General features: G+C 64.1%; 22 protein-coding genes. 14 read left to right on the forward strand and 8 right to left on the reverse strand.

Annotated features, from left to right (window positions below):
- The first annotated feature begins 272 nt into the window (after nucleotides 1-272).
- Entirely contained in the window at nucleotides 273-794 is a 522-nt protein-coding gene (locus V4R08_RS07985) for a DUF6101 family protein (RefSeq protein WP_335578860.1), read from the forward strand.
- A 247-nt stretch (nucleotides 795-1,041) separates the two neighbouring features.
- Here the strand turns inward: V4R08_RS07985 and V4R08_RS07990 are convergent, their stop codons facing one another.
- The 3 genes from V4R08_RS07990 to V4R08_RS08000 form a co-directional block, all read right to left on the reverse strand.
- Nucleotides 1,042-1,452 carry a hypothetical protein gene (locus tag V4R08_RS07990; protein WP_335578861.1) on the reverse strand — a complete coding sequence of 137 codons (411 nt, stop codon included), beginning with the start codon at nucleotides 1,450-1,452 and terminating at the stop codon, nucleotides 1,042-1,044.
- Between the two features lie 46 nt (nucleotides 1,453-1,498).
- On the reverse strand, nucleotides 1,499-2,191 hold the full coding sequence (locus V4R08_RS07995) for a ribonuclease T2 family protein (protein WP_335578862.1): 693 nt from the start codon (nucleotides 2,189-2,191) through the stop codon (nucleotides 1,499-1,501).
- Nucleotides 2,192-2,299: 108 nt separating this feature from the next.
- A complete protein-coding gene (locus V4R08_RS08000) occupies nucleotides 2,300-2,755 on the reverse strand; it encodes a hypothetical protein (protein WP_335578863.1) in 456 nt (151 codons plus the stop codon).
- A gap of 164 nt (nucleotides 2,756-2,919) precedes the next feature.
- On the opposite strand from V4R08_RS08000, the gene V4R08_RS08005 reads away from it, so the two are divergent.
- Complete coding sequence (locus tag V4R08_RS08005) at nucleotides 2,920-3,210, forward strand: hypothetical protein (protein WP_335578864.1); 291 nt, start codon at nucleotides 2,920-2,922, stop codon at nucleotides 3,208-3,210.
- A 33-nt stretch (nucleotides 3,211-3,243) separates the two neighbouring features.
- Nucleotides 3,244-3,774, forward strand: coding sequence for a DUF3617 domain-containing protein (locus V4R08_RS08010; RefSeq protein ID WP_335578865.1), 531 nt, complete (start codon nucleotides 3,244-3,246; stop codon nucleotides 3,772-3,774).
- Between the two features lie 72 nt (nucleotides 3,775-3,846).
- Here the strand turns inward: V4R08_RS08010 and hisS are convergent, their stop codons facing one another.
- The 3 genes from hisS to V4R08_RS08025 form a co-directional block, all read right to left on the reverse strand.
- Nucleotides 3,847-5,337: a histidine--tRNA ligase gene (gene hisS, locus V4R08_RS08015; RefSeq protein WP_335578866.1), complete on the reverse strand. Its 1,491-nt coding sequence runs from the start codon at nucleotides 5,335-5,337 to the stop codon at nucleotides 3,847-3,849.
- A 277-nt stretch (nucleotides 5,338-5,614) separates the two neighbouring features.
- A complete protein-coding gene (locus V4R08_RS08020) occupies nucleotides 5,615-7,279 on the reverse strand; it encodes a pilus assembly protein TadG-related protein (RefSeq protein WP_335578867.1) in 1,665 nt (554 codons plus the stop codon).
- A gap of 12 nt (nucleotides 7,280-7,291) precedes the next feature.
- On the reverse strand, nucleotides 7,292-7,735 hold the full coding sequence (locus tag V4R08_RS08025; RefSeq protein ID WP_335578868.1) for a TadE/TadG family type IV pilus assembly protein: 444 nt from the start codon (nucleotides 7,733-7,735) through the stop codon (nucleotides 7,292-7,294).
- A gap of 274 nt (nucleotides 7,736-8,009) precedes the next feature.
- Here V4R08_RS08025 and aptA point away from each other — a divergent pair, with 274 nt between their 5' ends.
- The 3 genes from aptA to V4R08_RS08040 all read left to right on the forward strand — a co-directional run bounded on the left by aptA (nucleotide 8,010) and on the right by V4R08_RS08040 (nucleotide 11,802).
- Nucleotides 8,010-9,347 (forward strand): omega-aminotransferase AptA, encoded by a 1,338-nt coding sequence (aptA, locus tag V4R08_RS08030; RefSeq protein ID WP_335578869.1) that lies wholly within the window; start codon nucleotides 8,010-8,012, stop codon nucleotides 9,345-9,347.
- Nucleotides 9,348-9,465: 118 nt separating this feature from the next.
- Entirely contained in the window at nucleotides 9,466-10,932 is a 1,467-nt protein-coding gene (locus V4R08_RS08035; protein ID WP_335578870.1) for an EAL domain-containing protein, read from the forward strand.
- Between the two features lie 15 nt (nucleotides 10,933-10,947).
- The gene (locus tag V4R08_RS08040; RefSeq protein WP_335578871.1) at nucleotides 10,948-11,802 is read left to right on the forward strand and encodes a TIGR01459 family HAD-type hydrolase; all 855 of its coding nucleotides are present in this window, start codon (nucleotides 10,948-10,950) and stop codon (nucleotides 11,800-11,802) included.
- A 56-nt stretch (nucleotides 11,803-11,858) separates the two neighbouring features.
- Here V4R08_RS08040 and V4R08_RS08045 read toward each other — a convergent pair whose 3' ends face one another.
- Nucleotides 11,859-12,254 carry a response regulator gene (locus V4R08_RS08045; protein ID WP_011511552.1) on the reverse strand — a complete coding sequence of 132 codons (396 nt, stop codon included), beginning with the start codon at nucleotides 12,252-12,254 and terminating at the stop codon, nucleotides 11,859-11,861.
- Nucleotides 12,255-12,499: 245 nt separating this feature from the next.
- On the opposite strand from V4R08_RS08045, the gene V4R08_RS08050 reads away from it, so the two are divergent.
- From V4R08_RS08050 to mutL, 8 genes are all read left to right on the forward strand, one after another.
- A complete protein-coding gene (locus V4R08_RS08050) occupies nucleotides 12,500-13,483 on the forward strand; it encodes a bifunctional riboflavin kinase/FAD synthetase (RefSeq protein WP_335578872.1) in 984 nt (327 codons plus the stop codon).
- A 91-nt stretch (nucleotides 13,484-13,574) separates the two neighbouring features.
- Nucleotides 13,575-16,574, forward strand: coding sequence for an isoleucine--tRNA ligase (gene ileS, locus V4R08_RS08055; protein WP_335578873.1), 3,000 nt, complete (start codon nucleotides 13,575-13,577; stop codon nucleotides 16,572-16,574).
- 175 nt (nucleotides 16,575-16,749) lie between these two features.
- Nucleotides 16,750-17,259 carry a signal peptidase II gene (gene lspA / locus V4R08_RS08060; RefSeq protein WP_335578874.1) on the forward strand — a complete coding sequence of 170 codons (510 nt, stop codon included), beginning with the start codon at nucleotides 16,750-16,752 and terminating at the stop codon, nucleotides 17,257-17,259.
- A gap of 66 nt (nucleotides 17,260-17,325) precedes the next feature.
- Nucleotides 17,326-18,045, forward strand: coding sequence for a hypothetical protein (locus V4R08_RS08065; protein WP_335578875.1), 720 nt, complete (start codon nucleotides 17,326-17,328; stop codon nucleotides 18,043-18,045).
- Between the two features lie 193 nt (nucleotides 18,046-18,238).
- The gene (locus V4R08_RS08070; RefSeq protein ID WP_335578876.1) at nucleotides 18,239-19,627 is read left to right on the forward strand and encodes a M16 family metallopeptidase; all 1,389 of its coding nucleotides are present in this window, start codon (nucleotides 18,239-18,241) and stop codon (nucleotides 19,625-19,627) included.
- Nucleotides 19,624-21,021: a M16 family metallopeptidase gene (locus V4R08_RS08075; protein WP_335578877.1), complete on the forward strand. Its 1,398-nt coding sequence runs from the start codon at nucleotides 19,624-19,626 to the stop codon at nucleotides 21,019-21,021. The genes V4R08_RS08070 and V4R08_RS08075 overlap by 4 nt, the downstream gene beginning before the upstream one ends.
- Before the next feature lie 215 nt (nucleotides 21,022-21,236).
- On the forward strand, nucleotides 21,237-21,656 hold the full coding sequence (gene arfB, locus V4R08_RS08080) for an alternative ribosome rescue aminoacyl-tRNA hydrolase ArfB (RefSeq protein ID WP_335578878.1): 420 nt from the start codon (nucleotides 21,237-21,239) through the stop codon (nucleotides 21,654-21,656).
- Nucleotides 21,657-21,743: 87 nt separating this feature from the next.
- A complete protein-coding gene (mutL, locus tag V4R08_RS08085) occupies nucleotides 21,744-23,555 on the forward strand; it encodes a DNA mismatch repair endonuclease MutL (RefSeq protein ID WP_335578879.1) in 1,812 nt (603 codons plus the stop codon).
- A 127-nt stretch (nucleotides 23,556-23,682) separates the two neighbouring features.
- On the opposite strand, the gene rsmD is transcribed toward mutL, so the two are convergent.
- Nucleotides 23,683-24,237 carry a 16S rRNA (guanine(966)-N(2))-methyltransferase RsmD gene (gene rsmD, locus V4R08_RS08090; RefSeq protein ID WP_335580217.1) on the reverse strand — a complete coding sequence of 185 codons (555 nt, stop codon included), beginning with the start codon at nucleotides 24,235-24,237 and terminating at the stop codon, nucleotides 23,683-23,685.
- Between the last annotated feature and the right edge of the window lie 2 nt (nucleotides 24,238-24,239).

Consider the following 24,239-nt stretch of genomic DNA (forward strand, 5'->3'; position numbering starts at 1 on the left):
GGAGATTCGAGCAAGGCCTGCGCGCGAGCAGCCCGTCATGAGATGTGCTTATTTTATGCGGACTTCAAGCATTCAATGAAGCGGGTGTCGAGGATTTTCCGCGCGCCGGCAAGGTCCCGTCAATCATGTCGGCCAAGGGTCTGTCAATCATGTGCGCGAACGACAGGCAGCGTACCTTCGATTAACCAGCCTTGTTAAGCGAATCCGGATCGCGCTCTGGCAAGCTCTCACCCATCGACCGGGAACATAATCCCGGCGGGGAGACCGAAGCCGTGAGGCGTCAAACAGCAACAAGCGGGATCAATCCCGCCGGGTCGAGCCGTGGCTTGCGGCTCGACCCTCTCTCACTGCCCGTCAGTTTCGCCGCACGCGACAGCCGCGCCGACGGCGGCGTCCGGCAGATCGAACTTCATCGCGAACGCGTGACGCTGCACCGCGTCGTGCACGGCATGCAGATGACGATCAATGTGCGCGTCAAAGAATTCATCGGCGTTACGGTGCGCGACACTGCCGAAGGGCGAGCGCTCGTTCTGCTTCACCGCGATCCATCGCTCGCCATTCCCCTTCTCGTGACCGAGGACGCTACTGAGCGTGCCGCCGCGTGGCAAGCCTGGAGCGAGATCCTCGCGCTTCCGCAACTCGCCGACGACAAACGCGACCCGGCGCCGCGTCGACGGCGGAGCAATGCGATCCGTGAACGGCGTCCGACCTTCCTGGTGCGCCGCCGCAGCGGCTATTTGCTCAGCCCTGCGGCCGTCTATCGGGACGAACGCGAAATCATCGCACGGAACTAATGCGTTTCACGCCTGGAAGGAAACATCTCGACTGTCCGTCATTGCCGAGCTCTTCCTCAATCCTGAGAGCCGGAACGATCATAAGCTATATTTATGGCAGGTCAGCATGGAACTAAAATCAGAAAGCCTCCCGCTTGGTGGCTTGTCTTGCAACGATTCGGACGTATATTCGCTCTGAAGCAATGTCCATGGAACGTAGGGGCGGTTGTGATCTTCGACTTTAGCCCGAAAGTACTTGTTCTCGCTGTCACAGCATTGGGGATGAGTGCCAGCAGCAGTTATGCGCAATCGCGCTGGCCTGATACGCAGAACGTGAATGAATGCACGCAACTGCAAAATCCGGACGATACGCGGCGATGCATTGAAGCTTATCAAGGAGCTTCCACCAGCGCGACTTCGCCCATGCAACAAACCAGCCCCTTGCTTCTGCCAAGGCCCGCAACGCCGGCCGCGCCGAGTGGTCAAGCTGCTCCACCGCGCTTAGCGCCAAGATAAAGACTTTAAAAAGCCAGCCACCAACGCAGAAGCCCATATCATTCTGAGGGCGGGGTGTTATGGCGGCCGTGCCGCTCGAGCCGCCATTATTGTTGGTTGATACCGTGCTTCGCCGGATACCGACAAACGAGACTTCAAAGCCTCCAAAAAAGCCTTGAATCACCCAATTCGCTGCATGAGAACCCTGATTCTCAACAGGCCCCAGAGCGCTATTCGCCGCGCATCGGCGGCAGCACCACCTGGTCCCTGCGGCAGGCGCGGCGGTCGATTTCCTCGCAGGCGCGGAATTGCAGGTCCTTGTTCATGCAGATCCGCACCTCGCTGAGCCTGGTCCGGTCGCAGATCACCGCGATCGCGGAATGGCTGAGGCCCGGATTGTCCTTGATGAAGGCCTCCTCGATGGCGTCGGGCGCAATGCTCTTCGGCGCCGTAAGATCGAGGAATTCCGCAGGAATCGTCACCGCGGCGCGCGCTTTGCGGACCGTCTCGAAATAGGCCTGCGCGCCGAGCCCCGAGCAGGTGCCGTGCTTGTCCCACTCGCTGTAGATCAGACCGGGGGCCGGCATCAGGTCCAGCATCGAGGACATGATACGGCGATCGAGCCGCGGCGCGGGGCGCTCGCAATAATCCGGAAAGCCGTGCTCGTATTGCGGCCAAAGGCCGTGCACCACGAAAGCGAACGGCCGCCCGCCGCACTGGGCCTGCTGCGACCGGCTGGTGTTGCCGCGCTCCGCAGCAGTCGCGCAGAACGACGGCGACCATGACAGCGACAGCACATAGAAATCGAATGCGCCCGGCGCGTTCTGGCGATGGTCCTTTGCCGCCGCGCCACCCGACCACCCCGCGAGCAGGATCAGCCACGACAGAACAGGCGCGGCCACCGCGCGAGACACCCACCTCATAAAGCCCAACTCCCAGCCCGGCCGAAATCCGGCCCCGCGCAAGACCCTTTCAAAAACAACAGATCAGCCAACTATAACATAGCGGACCGAAGCGGCCGGAAAAAGCTCTCAAGGCTGCGCGGCGCGGCAACCCGGGTTGTAGGCCCAGTTGCGATCGAGGCCGATCACGCACCACTCGACGCCCTGCCCCATGCTGGCAAACCCGCCATCCTCGATGATCGAATAATGCACGGTGCGGACCTTGCCGTCGCTGATCATCGCGTCGGCGGTGCAGTAACGGCGCGGGATGTTGTCGGACTGCCGGGGCCGGAACGCCGTTTCATGGACGTTGCCATAGGCCGTGATCCGCAGCGGGGAATTCCAGAAGGTGCTTTCCTTCTCCCAGAATTCCGATGTGATGGTCGGCAGCCCGGCCTCGCAACTCGCCACCCGTCCCTCATAGCCCGGTCCGAACAGAGGGAAATTGACGGCCTGCGCCGCCGGCATGGCGGCGAATAGCCCCAACGCCGCGCCGAGTGCCGCGGCAAAGCCGGCTTTCTTCAAGGATGTGATAAGGTTGCGCATGGAGCATCCGCCGGTGATCCGAGCATGGACGGTGCCGCGAAGCCAGCGCAAGGTCAAGTGCGGCAGAGCAACACCCACCGCCTAACTCCATAATGACCGGCTTGCCGTTCTTTTCATGGCCCGCGCGGCGTTCTAAGGTTTGAATCGCAACGATGGAGATGACAATGAAATTGCTCGGAGCGGCTTTGCTGGCGGCAATGACCGGCGTGCTGGTTTGCGGACCGGCGCAGGCCGACTGGGTGCCGCCGGTCAAGGGCAACGACACCGGCGGAATCATCTCCTATTCGGTGGCGCATCAGGCCGATGTCCGCACCATCGCGGTCGACCACTGCGCGCGCTACGGCAAGGTGGCGAAATTCCTCGGCGTCCAGGCCTATCCGGGCGGCTACATCTCGTTCGCGTGCCGCTGGGTGCCCTATGGCCCCGACCAGCCGCCGCTGCGGACCCGCTACTGAGCAGCAACGCTGTTCCAACCGACGGAGCCTGCGATGCGACGGCCTCTTCGCTTCTCGATTCTCCTCCTGCCGCTGGTCCTGCTGTGCATCGCGCCGGCGTTGGCGGAGGTGCAATTGCCGCTGCGCAAGGCCGGACTGTGGGACATCACGATGGACCACGAGGGCGCCGGAATGCCGAGGGTGACGGTCCAGCAATGCACCAGCCAGGCCGTGGACCGCGAGTTCACCTCGGAATTCGCACCCTCCGCCAAACAGAACTGCTCGAAAACCGACATCCAGAAAACCGCAACCGGCTACGTTATGGATTCGGTCTGCACCATGGCCGGCGCGACCGTGACATCGCATGCCGAGACCACAGGCGATTTCAACTCCGCCTACACGGTGAAGGTCACCTCGCGCAGCGAGGGCGGCAGGCTCGGAACCCGCGACAGCAAGATCACCATGGCGGCGAAATGGACCGGCCCCTGCAAGGAGGGTCAGAAGCCCGGCGATGTCGTGATGCCCGGCGGCTTCAAGATGAACATGCGCGACCTCGAAAAATTCAAGGCGATGGTGCCGAAGTAGCGCAAGCGCGCTCTTCCCTCTCCCCTTGTGGGAGAGGGTGGTTTCGAGCGAAGCGAGAAACCGGGTGAGGGGTTACCTCACGCCATGGCGCGCGAGCAACTTTTGCACCGCCGCGACAAGCTCGCCTTCGCCGACCTCGATCTGCGCCTCGGCCTGCTTCTTCAGATATTCGCCCCGGTCCTCGATCGACGTCAGCCCGGCGCCCGCGATCAGGTCCTTGATCTGGACTTTGCCGTTGGCTTTTTCGTCGCTGCCCTGAATGATGGCGCACGGCGAATGGCGCTTGTCGGCGTATTTCATCTGCTGGCCGAGCGAATGCTTGGGGTTGCCGAGATAGAGTTCGGCGCGGATGCCTGCATTGCGGAGAGTGGCGACCATTGTCTGATAGCCCGCGATATCGCCGCCGAACACGGTGACGACCACAGGACCCGCCTGCGGCTTGGTGTCGAGCTTGCCGAGCATGGTGAGCGCGGCCTGCAACCGCGACACGCCGATGGAGAAACCCGTCGCCGGGACAGGTTCTCCGCGGAAGCGGGAGACGAGGCCGTCATAACGCCCGCCGCCGCCGACCGAGCCGAAGCGCACCGGGCGGCCCTTTTCGTCCTTGGTTTCGAGCAGCAGTTCAACTTCGTAGACGGGACCGGTGTAATATTCGAGGCCGCGCACGACGGAGGGGTCGATGCGGATGCGATCTTCGTAACCGGCGGAGGAAACAAGCTCTGATATATCGTCTAGCTCTTGAACTCCCCGCGTTCCAATAACAGAACCTGCGACAGCGCCCCAAAGCGTATGCAGCACTTCTGATCTGTTGCTGTCGATTGGTGTGAAAAGACTGAGTATCCTGTCGATTTGCTTGGAATCGAGCAAAGCACCAGCCGTGAAATCACCGCTCGGATCCAAACGACCCTCCCCGAGCAACTGCCTCACACCTTCTTCGTCGAGTTTGTCTCGTTTATCTATTGCGCGCAGCACCGTGAGTTTTCGCTTTTCGTCGATAACACCGATCGACTCCATCACGCCATCGAGCACCTTGCGGTTGTTGACCTTCACCACATACTGGCCACGCTCAAAGCCAAGCTTCTCCATGGTGTCGGCGGCCATCATGCACATCTCGGCGTCGGCGGCGGGTGAGGCGCTGCCGACCGTGTCAGCATCGAACTGCATGAACTGGCGAAAACGCCCCGGCCCCGGCTTCTCGTTGCGGAACACGTAGCCGGCGCGATAGCTGCGATAGGGCAGCGCGAGGTTCTGGAAATTTTCCGCCACATAGCGCGCCAGCGGAGCGGTCAGATCGTAGCGCAACGAAATCCACTGCTCGTCGTCGTCCTGGAACGAGAACACGCCCTCGTTGGGCCGATCCTGATCGGGCAGGAATTTGCCGAGCGCGTCGGTGTATTCAAAAGCGGGCGTTTCGACGGGCTCGAAGCCGTAGCGCTCATAGACCGCGCGGATTTTTTCCACCATCTGCCGCGTGGCGGCGATGGCGGCGGGACCGCGATCCTCCAACCCGCGCGGCAGGCGGGCGCGGAGTTTTTGCGGCTTTTTCGGTTTCTTGTCGGACATGGCCTCACACCGGCGGTGGGTTGACAAATAGCATTTGTGCAAATTGTCAACGAACAGCGACACGGGTTATCAGCCGAGGCGCAGACGGGCAAGGCGGGCTTTCTTCCTCTCCCCTTGCGGGAGCCGAGACGAGCGAAGCTCGCTCTTGAGGTGGCGAAATCGAGAGAAGCGAGATTGAGCCGGGTGAGAGGGGTTCTGCGAAAAGCCCCTCACCCGCCCTCGCCTTGCTCGGACACCCTCTCCCGCAAGGGGAGAGGGAAAAACACGCATACGCCTTTCAATTCACCAGCACCGCGCCGTCGCAGCGGACGCCCGAAACCCAGACATCCGCCTGCCCGATGCCGATGCCGAGCGTCGCCAGAACCTGCGCCAGCACCTGATCGATCGACGCCGTGGCGCCGCCGATGATTCCGGTCACAACCGGTCCAAGGCCGGGGATCGGCAGGCCCAGCGGCCCCACCTTCACCTTGAGCGAGAGATCGCCGAGCAGGCTCGCGGTCAGCGACGAGGTGAAATCGGTGGTGGTCACGGTCTTCTTGGTCTGCGCGGCGATATCGGCATAGCTGAAGGCAACCGAGGTCGGCGTGGTGTTGCCCATGCCGGCATGGGCGCGGCCGGTCACCGTGACCGCGCCGAGATTGACCAGCGTCGCCGCGCCCGGATCGGGCTTGCTGGTGAAGTTGGTCATCTCAGTCGCCGACACATCGCCGATCCAGGCATCGACGATGCCGGGTGTGACGCCGAGCGTGACGCTGGACGTTGTGACGTCGGGGCGGCCGCAACTCACGCCATCGAGCGTCGCGGTGCCCGAGGCGACCTCGACATAGAGCGGGAGATTGACGGCCGACACCGAACCGCTGCCGAGCAGCTTGATCGACAGCAGCACGCGGGTCTGGGCGGTGTGCACGCTCGCGCCTTCGGTCCCGACCGTCATCCAGCTTGTCCCTTGCGGATGCTCGCCGACCGTTGCCCTGACGGAGACGCTGGCGATACCGGGCAGACCGAGGTCGACCGAGGCCGCGATCTGGTTGGTGCCGTTGGCGATCGCGCCCGTCGCCGAGAGCAGATCGAACACCGCGACGCTGACGCCGGTTTTCGGTTTTGAGCCGACCGTCATCGCCTTATAGGGGCCGGCATCGATCAGCGCCCCCGGCACGATGGTGGTGGTCAGCCCGGCAAGCGCCAGCGAGACGTTCGACAGCGCCGTCGTCGCAGCGTTCAGACCGTTCGCCGCCTGCTGCGCGCTCAGCATCGCCGCGACGATGTCGGCGACCTTCACGTTGCCCGACAGCACGGAGTCGTAGGTGACGCCGGTCAGATCGAGCCGCGTCGCCAGCGCGTTCAGGAAATCGAAGGCATCGATATGGGCGTCGATCAGCGCCTGATAGTCCATCGCCGACAGCGACAATGTCGTTCCCAACATGCGGCCGAGGATCGCATTGAGCAGGCCACCGTTGAGCGCCAGTAGCCGCGAGCCGATCGCGAACGAAGCGATGGCGGTGCTCGCCGCCGTTGCCCTGGTGGTGATGTCGAAGTGGCTGCGACCCCCGGCGAACATGCGCGCGAAATAGAGCGGCGTCTCGGTGCGCAGCGTCACCCGCGCCGCGTTGGCTGTGCCGGTCGCGGGCGTCACGAAACGCGCCTCCGGCGCCAGCGCGGCGTTCGCGGTGTAGGTGCCGGGTTCGACCGAAACCAGCACGCTCGCCGGATAGCCGTTGGCCGTCACGGTGGCGGTTGCGGCGCCGGTGGCGTTACTGATGTTGCCGGCGGCCACGATAGCCGCGAGGTCGGCGGCGCTCTGCGACTTGCGGCGGTCGGCATAGATCGAGCCGACATCGACACCGAGCGCGGCGCAGCCGAGCACCAGCACCATGGACCCGGCCCCCATGATCACGAAATTGCCGCGCGTATCCGAGATGAAGCGCCGAAGCAGGTTTCGCACAGCAAGCCTCCCTCAAAAGCCGCCGAACGGGATCGCCGCCGAGCGCGCGATGCTCGAGGTCGGCGCCGGCACGAACGGCAGCGCATAAATGAAGTTGTCCGAGGCGTCGTAGTTGACTGTGACGACGAAGACGTCGCTGCCTGACGTCGCCGCGCTCACCGTGAGATGGCTGGGCTGCAACAGCGGATACGACCCGGCGTTCGCGGTGACGTAGTTTTCGGCAAGACTGACGCGCTCGGTCTCGCTCAGGCCCGCAACCGAGGAGCGCGCCGCTTCTGCGGCAAGTTGCTGCACGCCGTGCACCATTGTGAGGTAGGCGCCGAACACGACGATGCCGAACACCAGCACCAGGAACAACGGCAGCAACATCGCGAACTCGACCGCGGACGCGCCGCGCCGGCAACGCGCGAACAGCCGAAGATCAATAAAAGGCGGACGTGGTGCAAAGCCTGTCATGCGACTTACTGAGCCACACAACCATTAAGTGCATATTAAATTTCATATACACCAAAGGTGGTATATATTTCCGGCTGCATTTGCGGGCCGCCGTCGCTGCTGACGCCGTTGCGCGTACGACCCGTGCTTGCAACACAATTCGTTCAAACCGCGGACGTAAACGCAATCAACGGTGCAAACCGCATTCCGCAGGCGTGTAAAAGGTTCTAGGTTGTGTGGACCCGTTCGCGCCGCCCGTCCGCGATACATCGAAAAAAATAATGAGGGACCCCCGATGTTAGACAAGAGTTCCGCCCTCAACGTGCCGAACGATCTCGCCGCGTTCTGGATGCCGTTCACCGCCAACCGCGCCTTCAAGAGCGCGCCGCGGCTGCTCGCGGGCGCCAAGGACATGCACTATTTCACCACCGACGGCCGCAAGGTCATCGACGGCGCCGCCGGCATGTGGTGCTGCAACGCCGGCCACGGCCGCGACCAGATCGCGAGCGCGATCGCCAGACAGGCCGAGACGCTGGACTTCGCGCCGCCGTTCCAGTTCGGCATTCCGCAGGCGTTCGAACTGGCAAGCCGCATCGCGGAGCTTGCGCCGAAGGGGCTCGATCATGTGTTCTTCTGCAATTCGGGATCGGAGGCCGCGGACACCGCGCTGAAGATCGCGCTGGCCTATCACCAGATCAACGGCCAGGGCGGCCGCATCCGCCTGATCGGCCGCGAGCGCGGCTATCACGGCGTCGGCTTCGGCGGTACCTCGGTCGGCGGCATCGTCAGCAACCGCAAGATGTTCGGCACGCTGCTCACCGGCGTCGACCATATGCAATCCACCTACAACCGCGACAGGCAGGCGTTCAGCAAGGGCGAGCCGGAATGGGGCGCCGAACTTGCCGATGAGCTGGAGCGTCTTGTCAGCCTGCACGGCGCCAACACCATCGCCGCCGTGATCGTGGAGCCGATGGCCGGATCGACCGGCGTGCTGCCCACGCCGAAAGGTTATCTCAAGCGGCTGCGCGAGATCACCCAAAAGCACGGCATCCTCCTCATCTTCGACGAGGTCATCACCGGCTTCGGCCGCCTCGGTTACGCGTTCGCCGCCGAACGCTACGGCGTGCTGCCCGACATGATCACCTTCGCAAAGGGCGTGACCAACGGCGCTGCTCCGATGGGTGGCGTGCTGGTGCGCGACACCATCTTTGAGGCCTTCATGACCGGTCCGGCGAACGCCGTGGAGCTGTTCCACGGCTATACCTATTCGGCGCACCCGCTGGCCTGCGCCGCAGGCCTCGCCACCCTCGACATCTACCGCGACGAAAAGCTGTTCGAGCGCGCCAAAAACCTGGAGCCGAAATTCGCCGATGCGGTGATGAGCCTGCGCAACGAGCCTAATGTGGTGGATATCCGTACCGTCGGGATCACGGCAGGCATCGACCTCGCACCCAACGACAACGGCCCGGGCGACCGCGGCTTCGCGGCGCTGAAAAGCGGTTTCCACGACCACGACCTGATGATGCGCATCGCCGGCGACACGCTGGCGCTGACCCCGCCGCTGATCGTCAGCGAGGATCAGGTCGGCGAGATCATCGACAAGGTCGCCAGGGTGATTCGCGCCGTCGCCTGAACCACCGGTCCGATTTCGGCGGACAACGGTAGAAGACTGCCCGCCGAATCAGCGATAATGATAGTGTGACGGACCGGAAGCGCCGGAGACCGCTCCGCGCCGGAAACGTTCGCGCCAGATGATCCGAATTTCCACGATTTTCGTTGCCCTCTGCATGGTGCTGGTCTCCGGCTCGCTCGGCCTCGTGCTCTATTCTCTGACGGGCCTGCGCGCGTCGGAAGCCGCCGTCGTGGCACTGGCCACCCTGACCTGCCTCATTCTCTACAACGCAGTGTCGATGCGGATGCGCGAGCGCAGCGACGCCGATGGCCGGATCGCCGACCTGTCGCGCGGCATCGCCGACCTCGCCCGCCAGGTCTCTGATTTCGGACGCCGCCTCGCGGCGGCCGAAAGCAAGATCGTCTCGGCAAATTCCGCTGCATCGGACCGCACTCAATCGGGACTTCAGGCGGCGCTTGGCGAAATCAACGAGCTCGGCGGGCTGGTCAGGCAACTCGCCGCCACGGTTGCCGCCCATGACGACATGCTGGCGGCGTTGCCGTCCGCAGCAGTGGCGCCCACGGCCGAACCCGCGCAGAGCGCAAGGCCCATCGATCGCGCGCCCGCGATACCGGTTGCGGCCACGCCCGCTGCCGCTCGGCCGGCCGCGGCGAGCCCTGCCCCGGCCCGCAGCGATGCGCAGATCCTGACGACGATCAAGAACGCCGTCGACGCCAACGGCATCGATATTTTCCTGCAGCCGATCGTCACGTTGCCGCAGCGCAAGGTGCGCTACTACGAAGCGGTGACGCGGCTGCGTGATGCCCGCGGCGAAATCCTGACGGCCGGCGATTTCATTCCCGCCGCCGAAGCGGCCGGTCTGATGGGGCGCATCGACAATGTGGTCATGTTCCGCTGCGTGCAGGCGCTGCGCAGGCTTCAGGTACGCAACAAGGATGCCGGCGTGTTCTGCAACGTCGCCGCGGCGACGCTCAGTAATCCCGCGACGTTCGCGCAGTGCCTCGATTTTCTCGAAGCCAATCATGCGCTGGCGCCCTCGCTGATTCTCGAATTCAAGCACAGCACGCTACGCGCGCTCGGTACGACAGAGAGCGAGCATCTCGCGGCGCTGGCGCAGCGCGGCTACCGATTCTCCGTCGATCACGTAAAGGATTTGCGGATCGAGCCGCGCGAATTGGCCGACCGCGGCGTCCGCTTCATCAAGGTGCCCGCCTCGCTCCTGCTGGACCAGAAGCAGACCTCGACCTCCGATATCCATCCGGCCGACATCTCCGATCTGCTCGGACGCTTCGGGATCGACCTGATCGCGGAACGGATCGAAGACGAGCGAGCGGTGGTTGACCTGCTCGACTACGACGTCCACTTCGGTCAGGGTTTTCTGTTCGCCGCGCCGCGTCCGTTGCGACAGGATGCGGCACGAGATACCGCCGACAAGGCGAAGCCCGGCGCCAATGGCGCGGCCGGACCCGGCTGGACCGATGCAACCGGGGCCGACCCGATGAAGGCTGGCGCAATCAAGCCCGAACGTCAGCCCCGCATGACCGGTAACGCTGCCCTCGTGCGCCGTGCCGGCGGCACCGCCTGAAAGCATCCGACCGCGATGACAGCCCTCCGTTTCATCGAGCATCTGCGCGACCTCGCGACCGGGAGGGATGTCGTGCTCAGCGACATCTGGGGCGTCGTCCACAACGGCCTCGTGTCGTTTCCCGAGGCTTGCGCCGCGCTGAAAACGTTCCGCATTCGGGGCGGCACCGTCATCCTCATCACCAATGCGCCGCGCCCGGCCGACGCCGTGCAGCGGCAGTTGCGCAAGTTCGGCGTTCCCGAGGACAGCTATGACGGCATCGCTTCATCCGGCGATCTAACGCGCAGCTACGTCGCCGCGCATCCGGCCAAGGCGATTTTCTGGCTCGGGCCCGAGCGCGACGGCTCCATCCACAGCGGCCTCGATCCGGTATTCGCGCCGATCGAGCGCGCCGATTACATCATCTGCACCGGTCCGTTCGACGACGAGACCGAAACCGCCGAGGACTATCGCGCCATGATGATGCAGGCGCGCGAGCGCAAGCTACCACTGATCTGCGCCAATCCCGATATCGTCGTCGAGAGCGGCGACCGGCTGCTTTATTGCGCCGGCGCCATCGCCGAACTCTATCGCGAACTCGGCGGCGAGGTGATCTTCTACGGCAAGCCGCACCGGCCGATCTACGAGCGCGCCATGGCGCTGGCGCGGGAGCAGCGCGGCAAGGACACGCCGCTGAACCGGGTGCTGGCCATCGGCGATTCCGTGCGCACCGACCTCATGGGCGCCCACGCCTTCGGCATCGACCTGCTGTTTTTGACGCGCGGCATCCATTCCGAGGAATTCGCGGGCATAGACCAACTCGATCCGGCCTCGGTCAAGGAACTGTTCGGCCGTCCGCCGCTGGCGCTGATGCGCGAGCTGAAGTGGTGAATACCGACGTGTTTTCCACGCCCCGCGCTTGCGGGACGAGGTGAAGAAGCGCCGTTTTATGCCGGAACGTTGTCAGGGAACACCGCTTCGATCTTGGTCTTCAGCGTCGCCGCGTTGAACGGCTTGACGATATAGTTGTTCACCCCGGCCTTTTTAGCGGCGATGACGTTCTCGGTCTTGGACTCCGCCGTAATCATGATGAACCGCGTCATCGCCAGATTGGGATCGGCGCGGACTTCCTTGAGCAGGTCGTAGCCGGTCATCGGCTCCATATTCCAGTCGGAGATCACGAGACCGTATTTTTTGGTGCGCATCTTGTTCAGCGCCGCCGAACCGTCGCTGGCATCGTCGATGTTCTCGAACCCAAGCTGCTTGAGCAGATTCCGGATAATGCGGATCATCGTGTTGTAGTCGTCCACCACCAGAACCGACATCGACAAATCAACCGCCATCTTGAGCCCCCTGCACGCCACATTCTATGTGTGCCGAAAATCGGCCAAAACCCGCCGAAGCGGGCCGTCCTCGAAGCAACCGCCGGCATTCCACCGGTCGTTCGCCTCTCGGGTCTGCCTTTACCAATAGCATCAGCCGTTAAACAGCGCGTTAACCCGGGAGCAGACGCCGACGTCCTGCGCCGCAAAGGCTCGACAGGCCGCGCTTGACTTCAATCGGGACCCCACCCATCAACGAAATCGTGATGACCTCCCGATTTACCATCATCCGCGACACCACCCCTGCCGCCGCGATCCCCAAGGGGTCGGTGGTGGCGATGGGCAATTTTGACGGCGTTCACCTCGGCCACCGCGCGGTGATCGCAGCCGCGCTCGATATGTCCCGCGCCCGCGGCAAGCCGGCATTCGCGGTCACCTTCGAGCCGCACCCGCGAAAGTTCTTCAGCCCGAACACTCCGCAATTCCGCCTGACCGACGAGACCAACAAGCTACGACTGCTGGCCGGCACGGGCCTCGCCGGTGCCGTGGTCATGACCTTCGACACTGCCCGCGCCGGCACCACGGCGCAGGATTTCATTCACCATGATCTGATCGCCCGGCTCAACGTCAGCGGCATCGCCGTCGGCTACGATTTCCATTTCGGCAAGGGCCGGGTCGGCTCGCCGAGCCTTTTGGTGAGCGAGGCGCCGCTGCTCGGTATCGAGGTCGACGTGCAGCCGCATGTCGATATCGACGAGCGCCCGGTCTCCTCCAGCGCGATCCGCACGGCGCTGGCGGAGGGCCAGATCGCGGATGCCACCGCCATGCTCGGCGGGCCGTGGTTCGTGACCGGCGAGGTGATCCACGGCGAGAAGCGCGGCCGCGACCTCGGCTATCCCACCGCCAATATCCGCCTCGACAAGGATTGCGGGCTCAAGCACGGCATCTATGCGGTGCGGGTCGGCCGCGGCCAGGGAAAGGACCACCGGCGCTTCGACGGCGTTGCGAGCTTCGGCCGCCGTCCGACCTTCGACAACGGCGCGCCGCTGCTCGAAGTGTTCCTGTTCGACTTCAAGGGCGACCTCTACGGGACCACGCTGGACGTGGCCTTCATCGGCTTCATCCGCGACGAACTGAAGTTCGATGGTGTCGAGACGCTGGTTCGCCAGATGGACGATGACAGCGCCCGCGCTCGAACCCAACTCGCGGCCGCCCCCGGCGCATTCCCGAAGCTGGGAGAAATCGGGTGAGTTGCACTTCTTCCCTCTCTCCCTTGCGAGAGAGGGAAAGACGCTCAAACCGGGTTTCCCCTTCCCGTCAAAACACGCTATTCACCCCGCCATGACCAACAAGCCCCAGACGACCGACGCCCCCGATTACGCCAAGACCCTCTATCTGCCGCAGACGGAATTTCCGATGCGCGCCGGGCTGCCGCAGCGAGAGCCGGAAATTCTGGCGCGCTGGACCGACATCGATCTCTACGGACAGCTCCGCAAGCGCGCCAAGGGGCGGCCGAAGTTCGTGCTGCACGACGGCCCGCCTTACGCCAACGGCAGCATCCATATCGGCCACGCGCTCAACAAGATCCTCAAGGATGTGGTGACCAGGAGCCAGCAGATGCTGGGGCACGATTCCAACTACGTACCGGGCTGGGATTGCCACGGCCTGCCGATCGAATGGAAGATCGAGGAAGAGAACTACCGCTCCAAGGGCAAGACGAAGCCGAACTTCAAGGACCCAGCGGCGATGGTGGCGTTCCGCAAGGAGTGCCGCGCCTATGCCGAGAAGTGGCTCAACGTGCAGCGCGAGGAGTTCAAGCGGCTCGGCATCATCGGCGACTGGGATCATCCCTACGCCACCATGACTTTTCCGGCCGAAGCGCAGATCGCGCGCGAGTTGATGAAGTTCGCCGCCAACGGTACACTGTATCGCGGCTCCAAGCCGGTGATGTGGAGCGTGGTCGAGAAGACCGCGCTGGCGGAGGCCGAGGTCGAGTATGAGGACCACACCAGCGACACGGTGTGGGTGAAGTTTCCGGTGACATCGCCGGCACACGGCGCGCTGGCGCAGGCGAGCGTGGTGATCTGGACCACGACGCCTTGGACGCTGCCGGGCAACCGCGCCATCAGCTTCTCGAACAGGATCGCCTATGGCCTGTACAAGATCATCGATGCGCCCGCCGACAACTGGGCCAAAACCGGCGATCTGCTGATCCTTGCGGACAACCTCGCCGCTGAGGTGTTCAAGCAAGCGCGCGTGACTGCTTACGAGAAGGTCCGCGACATCCCCGCCGACACGCTTGATGCGGTGGAGTGCGCGCATCCACTGAAAAGCCTGTCTGGTGGCTACGAATTCACCGTGCCGCTGCTGGAAGGCGATCACGTCACCGACGATACCGGCACCGGCTTCGTCCACACCGCGCCTAGCCACGGCCGCGAGGATTTCGACATCTGGACTCACCACGCGCGCGATCTCGAAACGCGCGGCATCAGTTCCACAATTCCCTACACCGTCGACGAGAACGGCGCGCTGACCGTGCAGGCTCCCGGCTTCGAGGGCAAGCGCGTCATCGACGACAAGGGCAACAAGGGCGACGCCAATCAGGCGGTCATCGAGGCGCTGGTCGAACGCAACATGCTGCTCGCGCGCGGCCGTTTGAAACATCAATATCCGCATTCGTGGCGCTCGAAGAAGCCGGTGATCTTCCGCAACACGCCGCAGTGGTTCATCGCGATGGACAAGGAGATCGCCGACCGCGGTCAGGCCAAGAGCGGCGACACCCTCCGCGCCCGCGCGCTGCAGGCGATCTCGGTGACGCAGTGGGTGCCGCCGGCCGGCGAGAGGCGCATCACCGGCATGATCGCCAACCGCCCGGACTGGGTGATCTCGCGGCAGCGCGCCTGGGGCGTGCCGATCGCGGTGTTCGTGCGCGAAAAGGGCGACGGCTCCGCCGAAATCCTGATCGACGACGCCGTCAACAAACGGATCACCGACGCCTTCGAGACGGAAGGCGCCGATGCCTGGTACACCGACGGCGCGCGCGAGCGTTTTCTTGGGCCGCGTGCCGGCGAGGACTGGAGCAAGGTCGACGACATCCTCGACGTCTGGTTCGACTCCGGCTCGACGCACGCCTTCGTGCTGGAAGACCCCGTGCATTTCCCAGGACTCAAAGGAATCAAGCGCAAGGTCGATGGCGGCGGGGATACCGTGATGTATCTGGAAGGAAGCGATCAGCATCGCGGCTGGTTCCATTCCTCGCTGCTGGAAAGCTGCGGCACCCGCGGCCGCGCGCCCTATGACGTGGTGCTGACGCACGGCTTCACCCTCGACGAGAACGGCCGCAAGATGTCGAAATCGCTCGGCAACACGGTCGACCCGCAGAAGGTCATCAAGGATTCCGGCGCCGACATCCTGCGACTGTGGGTCTGCGCGACCGACTATGCCGACGACCAGCGCATCGGCCCCGAAATCCTCAAGAACACCGTCGAGACCTATCGCAAGCTGCGCAACACCATCCGCTGGATGCTCGGCACGCTGCATCACTTCAAGCGCGACGATGATGTCGCGTTCAAAGACGTGCCCGAACTGGAGCAACTGATGCTGCATCAGTTGGCCGTGCAGAGCGTGGTGGTGCGCAAGGCCTACGCGGATTTCGATTACAAGACCGTGGTCGCCAGTCTCGCGGCCTTCATGAACACCGAGCTCTCGGCGTTCTATTTCGATATCCGGAAAGACACGCTGTACTGCGACCCGCCGTCGTCGTCGGCGCGCAAGGCGGCGCTCACCGTGATCGATTTGCTGTGCGATGCGGTCCTGAAATGGCTGGCGCCGATACTATCGTTCACCACTGAAGAAGCATGGCGGCAATACCGGCCGGATGCGGAGCCGTCGGTGCATCTGACGCTGTTTCCGGAGAGTATCGAAATGTTTCGCGACGACGCCTTGGCCGCGAAGTGGGAGATCATCCGCGCCGTGCGCAGCGTCGTCACCGGCGCGCTGGAACGCGAGCGCGCCGCCAAGCGGATCGGCTCCTCGCTCGAAGCCTCGCCGATCGTCTATGTCGCCGACCGCGCGATGCTCGCAACGTTGTTCGACGTCGATCTTGCCGAGGTCTGCATCACCTCGAACTACGAAGTTCGCGAGGGCGAGGCGCCGGCCGACGCGTTCCGTTTGCCGAACGTCCCAGGCGTGGCCGTGGTGGTCGAGAAAGCCGCGGGCACCAAGTGCGCCCGATCGTGGAAGATCCTGCCGACCGTCGGCAGCGACAAGGAGTATCCCGACGTGTCGCCGCGCGACGCGCAGGCCCTGCGGGAATGGAAGGCGCTGGGAGTTTCCATCTAACGTCGTCCCCGCGCAGGCGGGGACTCATAGCCCCTGGCGTTCGAGAATTGAAGGATCCGATGACCGAGTCTTCGGCCAAACTCAAAGGACACGGCGTATGGATCCCCGCCTGCGCGGGGACGACGCCTCGTTATCGATTAGGCCCGGTAAAACGTCTCGAGCGCCAGATCCTGCCATGACCCCTCTCTGGCGCTCTGGACTATTGGCCGCACTGGCGGCGCTGATTGCCGACCAGGCCTCCAAGCTCTGGCTATTGTTCGTGTTCGACATCGGTCATCGCGGCGCCGTCAGGGTTACGCCGTTTTTCGACCTGGTGCTGGCCTGGAACACCGGCATCAGCTACGGCTGGTTCCAGACCGACAGCCAGGCGGGCGCCACGATTCTGCTCGCGATCAAGGCCGCCGCGGTGGTCCTGCTTGCGATCTGGATGGCGCGGTCGCATACCCGCATGGCGACCATCGGCCTCGGCCTCATCATCGGCGGCGCTATCGGCAACGCCATCGACCGCTTCGCATATGGCGCGGTGGTGGATTTCGCGCTGTTTCACGCCCAGTTCGCGGGCAAAACCTATAGCTGGTACGTGTTCAACCTTGCCGATGTGGCGATCGTTGCCGGGGTGATAGCCCTGTTGTATGATTCCTTCCTCGGGCATCCGCCGCAAAAGCGCCCTGATCCCGGACGATAGGGGCTGCTCGGAATGCGTGCGGCTTTCCGGCCGCGATCCTTTGAAAAAATGAACAGGATGAACGCGATGCGCAAGACCGGACGGAACGGTTGGGAGGTACTCAAGGCTTCGGAAATGCTCCTGCGCGGCGCTCGCCTCGCCGCGGTTGCCGCCGGTATCGCCGTCGTGCTGTCGTCCGGCGCGGCTCGCGCCCAGGACGACGATGATGACTCCTCCTTCGAGGAGAAAATCATCAAGAACCTCATGAGCGGCATCGGCGCCACCAACATGGAAAGCAAGGGCATCGAGTATCGCGAGCGGTCGCCGCTGGTGATTCCCCCCAAGATCGAGTTGCCGCCGCCGGGCTCGGCCGCGGCCGAAATCAGGGACCCGAACTGGCCGAAGGATCCCGACGTTGAGCGCCACAGGGAAGCGGTCGCCGCCCGCAAGCAAAGGAAACCGACGTCCGAGGAAAACGGCCGCTCGATTTTGCCGAGCAAGCTCGCGGTGCACGGTTCCGGCACCACCTCACGACGGGCCGAGACGGAAGAGCCGGGCAAACCGCAAAACGATAATCCGTCGCTCAGCCCCTCGCAACTCGGCTTCACCGGAAAACTCGGCAATCTGTTCGGCGGCAACAAGACCCAGACCGCGCCGTTCACGGGTGAGCCGGAACGGGAAACACTGACGCAACCCCCGGCTGGCTATCAGACCCCGTCACCGAACTTCGCTTATGGCACCGGACCGAAGGAAGCCCTCGGCAACACCTATATCGATATCAACAGCGGTAAAGAGCGTACTAACTAACGGTCGCGGCGGCCATCGGGACCACGCGACCGGGCGGCCACCATCTTTCTTGCCCGGATCCGCAATATGATGCGGGTTGCCTTCGGTGCTCGTCAGGGAGCAGACGACGACATCCCGGAATGACTGAATTCGCTCCAGCAGAGGACTGACGGCAATCCGTAACGACTCAGACAAATTGCCGCCGGTGCACGCCATGACAGCAGTGCGACGATTGAGCGCCCTCGCGGCGCTGGCCCTGTGCCTTGCGCTCCTACTTGCCTTCCCGGCAGCCCAGGCGCAGACCGTCACCTCTCAGCCTCCCGCCACGTTTACCCTGGCCAACGGGCTCGCGGTCGTGATCATCCCCGATCACCGGACGCCCGTGGTCACGCAGATGATCTGGTACAAGGTCGGCTCGGCGGACGAAACGCCGGGCAAATCGGGACTGGCGCATTTTCTTGAGCATCTGATGTTCAAGGGTACCGCCAAGCATCCTGCCGGCGAGTTTTCCCAGACCGTGCTGCGCGTCGGCGGCGAGGAGAATGCCTTCACCAACTTCGACTACACCGGCTACTACCAGCGCGTGCCGCGCGATCAACTCGCGACGATGATGGCATTCGAGGCCGACCGCATGACCGGCCTGGTGCTGAAGGACGAAAACGTGCTGCCCGAGCGCGACGTGGTGCTCGAGGAATACAACATGCGGGTCGCCAACAATCCCGACGCCCGGCTGACCGAACAGATCATGGCCGCGCTGTATCTCAACCATCCCTACGGCCGGCCGGTGATCGGCTGGCACCATGAGATCGAGAAGCTCACCCGCGAGGATGCGCTTGCCTTCTACAAACGGTTTTATGCGCCCAACAATGCAACGCTGGTGATCGCAGGCGACGTCGACGCGCAGACGATACGTCCCGAGATCGAAAAAACCTTCGGCCAGGTGCCGCCGCAGCCCGCCATTCCGGCCGTCCGCATCCGTCCGCAGGAACCGCGGCCGATCGCATCGCGGACGGTCACGCTCGCGGACCCCCGCGTCGAGCAGCCGATGCTGCGGCGCTATTATCTCGTACCCTCCGCAACCACTGCCGCCGCCGGCGAAAGCGCCGCGCTGGATGTGCTTGCGCAATTGATGGGCGACGGCAGCAACGCCTATCTCTATCGTGCGCTGGTCGTCGACAAGCCGCTCGCCGTCAACACCAACGCAACCTATCAAGGCACCGCGGTCGATCCGAGCCAGTTTTCGATCGCGGTGGCGCCGAAGCCGGGCGTCGGTTTTCCCGAGATCGAGCAGGCCATCGACGCTGTGATCGCAAATCTCGCCAAAAACCCGATCCCCGCGGAAGACCTCGAACGCGTGAAGACGCAGTTGATTGCGCAGGCGATCTACGCCCAGGATAGTCAGACGACGCTGGCGCGCTGGTACGGCGCGGGCATGACGGTCGGATTGAGCGTCGACGAGATCAGAAGCTGGCCGGACCGCATCCGCGCAGTGACCGCCGAGCAGGTTCGCGAGGCCGCGCAAAAGTGGCTGGTCAAGACGCGATCGGTCACGGGATATCTGATCAAGGACACTACGCCGGCGCACGGGGAGAAGCGGTCGTGAGATGCACCCGGACCGGCGCGGCGCGCCGCCTGCTCGCCGCCGTATGCTTCGCTTTGACCTCCCTCACTGCTGTTCCGTCGTTCGCGGCGACAAAAATCCAGCATCTGGTGACGCCGGGAGGGATCGAGGCCTGGTTCGTTCAGGATGCGACAGTGCCGCTGGTGGCGATGGAATATGCGTTCGCGGGCGGCGCGGCACAGGACCCGGCCGACAAGCCGGGCGTCGGCTACATGGTCGCCAGCCTGCTCGACGAAGGCGCCGCCGATCTCGACTCCAGGACCTTCCATGAGCGGCTCGACCGCCGCGCCATCGAGCTGAGCTTTACGATCCAACGCGACCGGCTTCGCGGCTCGTTGCGGATGCTCAAGGAGCATAGCGACGAAGCGTTCGGCCTGCTGCGGCTCGCCCTGACTGCGCCGCGCTTCGACAGCAGCGACGTCGAGCGCATCCGTTCGCAGATCATGTCCAACCTGCGTCGCAACTCGACCAATCCCAACGCGCTCGCCGGCCGCAATTTCCTCAAGCTCGCATTCGGCGATCATCCCTACGGCCGCCCGTCGCACGGCACGCTCGAAAGCATTCCGACGATCAAGACCGACGACCTCAGGACTTACGTGCGCCACGTGCTGGCGCGGGACAAGTTGAAGATCGCGGTCGTGGGCGACATCGAGCCGGCGGCTCTCGCAAAACTGCTGGATCAGACTTTTGGAGACCTGCCCGCGAAGGGCGACCTCACACCCGTTGCCGACGTCGTCGCTACGAAGCCGCCGAAACGCGTGTTGGTTCCGCTCGACGTGCCGCAAACCGTGGTCATGTTCGGCGGCCCCGGCATCAAGCGTCACGATCCGGATTTCATGGCGGCCTACATCGACAATCACATTCTCGGCGGCGGCTCGCTGTCGTCCCGGCTCTATAGGGATGTTCGCGAAAAGCGCGGCCTCGCCTATTCCATCTCGGAATCGCTGTTGTGGATGGATCACTCGGCGCTGTTTGCCGGCACCACCGGAACCCGCGCCGACCGGGTCAGCGAGAGCATCGATGCCATCAATAAGGAAATCCAGCGCTTTGCCGAAAGCGGTCCGACCCAGAAGGAGCTTGATGACGCCAAGTCCTACCTGAAGGGATCGCAGATGCTGGAACTCGACACCTCCTCGAAGCTCGCCACCGGCCTGTTGCAGTATCAGACCGACGATCTACCCATCGACTACATCGAGAAACGCAATTCCATTGTCGATGCCGTCACCCTCGACCAAGCCAGGCAGGTCGCGAAGCGGCTGTGGGGACAGGGGCTTCTGACCGTGATCGTGGGACGCACGCCGCAGGCGGCAGCGCAACCGGCGGCGGTCCAGCCAGCGGCGGCCCCGCCCGTGCCTCCTCAACCCGCCGCGCATTAGAACCTTTCCGCTTCTGATGGAATCAGAAGCGGGCCTCTGTGATTTTGATTTGACGCGTTTTCTTCACGCGAACCGGTCTCGACCCCAGGGTCAAGCCCGAGGGCATGCTTCACCCGAAAGCGCTCTGACGGCGGGGGGCAGGCACAATCGCGCGAACCGGTTATGGTGCGTGGCCTGATTCCCGCTGCGGGACAGGCGAACCCCCGGTGACTGCCATGGTGCGGATTACGCGCGATATCGTGATCGACGAAGACGACATCGAGATCAGCTTCATTCGCGCCTCCGGACCGGGCGGCCAGAACGTCAACAAGCTCTCGACCGCGGCGCAATTGCGCTTCGACACCCGCCGCCTGACGCTCGCCCCTGACGTCGCGGCGCGGCTCGCCCGGCTCGCCGGGCAGCGCCTGACCAAGGACGGCGTGATCGTGATCCATGCCCAGCGCTTCCGCACCCAGGAGCGCAACCGCGCCGACGCCACCGACCGCCTGATCGAATTGCTGCGCGAGGCCGCGATCCGGCCAACGCCACGCCGCGCGACGAAACCAACGTTCGGCTCGAAACAGCGCCGCCTTGAGACCAAGAAGCGCCGCGCCAACGTCAAGGCAAAGCGCGGATCGACCGGATTCGAGGACTAGAATTCAGCAAAAGCGGATACCGTTTTGCCACCACGCCAAATAGACTGCGCCAAGGCTCGAATCGACTCGAATAACGGCCAAACGCGCATGCCCGTCCGCCAGCTTCCCGAGACCGTCGTCAACCGCATCGCCGCCGGCGAAGTGGTCGAGCGTCCGGCGAGCGTCGTCAAGGAACTGGTGGAGAATGCCATCGATGCCGGCGCGGGCCGCATCGACATCTTCACCGACGGCGGGGGACGGCGGCGGATCGGCATCACCGACGACGGCGGCGGCATGACAAAGGACGACCTCGCGCTCGCGGTGGATCGCCACGCCACCTCGAAACTCGACGACGAGGATTTGCTGCGCATCCGCACGCTTGGCTTTCGCGGCGAAGCGCTGCCGTCGATCGGCGCGGTGGCTAAACTTGGCATCACCACGCGCCACGTTGGCGAGCCGCATGCGTGGTCGCTCAACGTCGAGGGCGGACAGAAGTCCGCGATCGTGCCGGCGGCATTAACGCAAGGCACGCGCGTCGAGGTCAGCGATCTCTTTTATGCGACGCCCGCGCGCCTGAAATTTCTCAAGACCGACCGCACCGAGGCCGAGGCGATCCGCGAGGTGGTGCGGCGGCTGGCGATGGCGCGACCCGATATCGCTTTCACGCTCGCCGGTGAAGAACGCGCGCCCGTGACGTGGACGGCCGCCCTGCCCGGCGCTGCGGGACGATTGACGCGGCTCGGCGATATTCTCGGCGCGGACTTTCGCGGCAGCGCCATCGCGGTGCGCGCCGAACGCGACGGCGTGATCGTGGAGGGCTTTGCCGCCGCGCCGTCGCTGACCCGTGCCAACGCGCTCGGTCAGTACCTGTTCGTCAACGGCCGCCCGGTGCGCGACAAGCTTATTCTCGGCGCGGTGCGCGCGGCCTATTCCGATTATCTGCCGCGCGACCGTCATCCGGTGGTGGCGTTGTTTGTCACAACGGCTCCGCAGGAGGTCGATGCCAACGTGCACCCCGCCAAGACGGAAGTGCGCTTCCGTAACGCCGGGCTGGTGCGGGCGCTGATCGTGCACGCGCTGAAGGAAGGTCTGGCGCGCGAGGGCAAGCGCACGGCGGCAAACAGCGACGGCGCGGTGCTCACGGCATTCCGTCCCGCGGTAACCCCGCGCCCGGCCAACTGGGACTGGCGGCAATCGCCCGCCTCGCCTGTCGGCGCGCGGCCATGGTCCGGCGGCGGCGCCGCGACCGTATTCGCCGAGTCCGGACAAACCGCGTTCGACGTCGGCGCGCCCAGCGCGGATGTGCGATCCGATCCCAATCCCGTGACCGATCTGATCGACCGGCCGCTCGGCGCGGCACGCACCCAGATTCACGAGACTTATATCGTGACACAAACCCGCGATGGTTTGATCGTGGTGGATCAACATGCCGCGCACGAACGCATCGTCTACGAGAAATTGAAGGCGGCGCTGGAGCGCGACCGCGTGCAGCGGCAGATTCTTCTGATTCCCGATATCGTCGAACTTGACGAGGCCACCGTCGAAAAGCTAATCGACCGTGCGTCTGAGCTGGAAAAATTCGGCCTCGCCATCGAGTCCTTCGGACCCGGCGCGGTCGCGGTGCGCGAGACGCCGTCGCTGCTCGGCAGGGCCAACGCGGCGGCGCTGTTGCGCGATCTCGCCGAGCACATGGCGGAATGGGACGAAGCGCTTCCGCTCGAACGTCGGCTGATGCATGTCGCGGCCACGATGGCCTGTCACGGCTCGGTGCGCGCCGGGCGCATCCTCAAGCCGGAGGAAATGAACGCGCTGCTGCGCGAGATGGAAGACACGCCCAATTCAGGCCAGTGCAACCACGGCCGCCCGACCTATGTGGAGCTGAAGCTCGCCGACATCGAGAAGCTGTTCGGGCGGCGGTAGGCGGGAAGAAGCTCGACCATTCCACGTCATTGCGAGCGGAGCGAAGCAATCCAGCTTTGATGTGCAGGTTATGGATTGCTTCGCTCCGCTCGCAATGACGGACCTTCACTTGTATTTCGCGTCGCGCTCACGCGCTCCGTAGAAATACGAACTCGGTATCGTCATAGGCGCGGCGTTCGAGCTGCTCAAAGCCCTCCGGCGCAGCGAAGGCGGCGGCCTTCGCCTCCTCGACGACGAGGAGCGCCTTGTCGGTCAGCCATTGCCCCTCACGCAGCGAGGCCAGCGCCTTGTCCGCCAGACCTTTGCCATAGGGCGGATCGAGGAACACCAGCGAGAACGGCTCCATCGGATGCGCAGGCCCGAGATCGGTCGCGTCGCGACGATAGACTTTCGTGACGCCGCCGAGCCCGAGCGCCTCGACATTGTTGCGCAGCAGCGCGCGCGCCTCGGCGCCGTTGTCCACAAATAGCGCGAATTTAGCCCCGCGCGACACCGCCTCGATGCCGAGCGCGCCGGTGCCCGCAAACAGATCGAGCACGCGCGCATCCGCGATCGGATCGTCATAGGCGTGAGCGAGGATATTGAACAGCGCCTCGCGCAGGCGATCGGCCGTCGGGCGGATCTGCTGCGTCGATGGCGACGCGAGGTTGCGGCCTTTCAGCCGCCCGCCGACGACGCGCATCA

The sequence above is a fragment of the Nitrobacter sp. NHB1 genome (assembly GCF_036964665.1).
GTDB lineage: Bacteria > Pseudomonadota > Alphaproteobacteria > Rhizobiales > Xanthobacteraceae > Nitrobacter.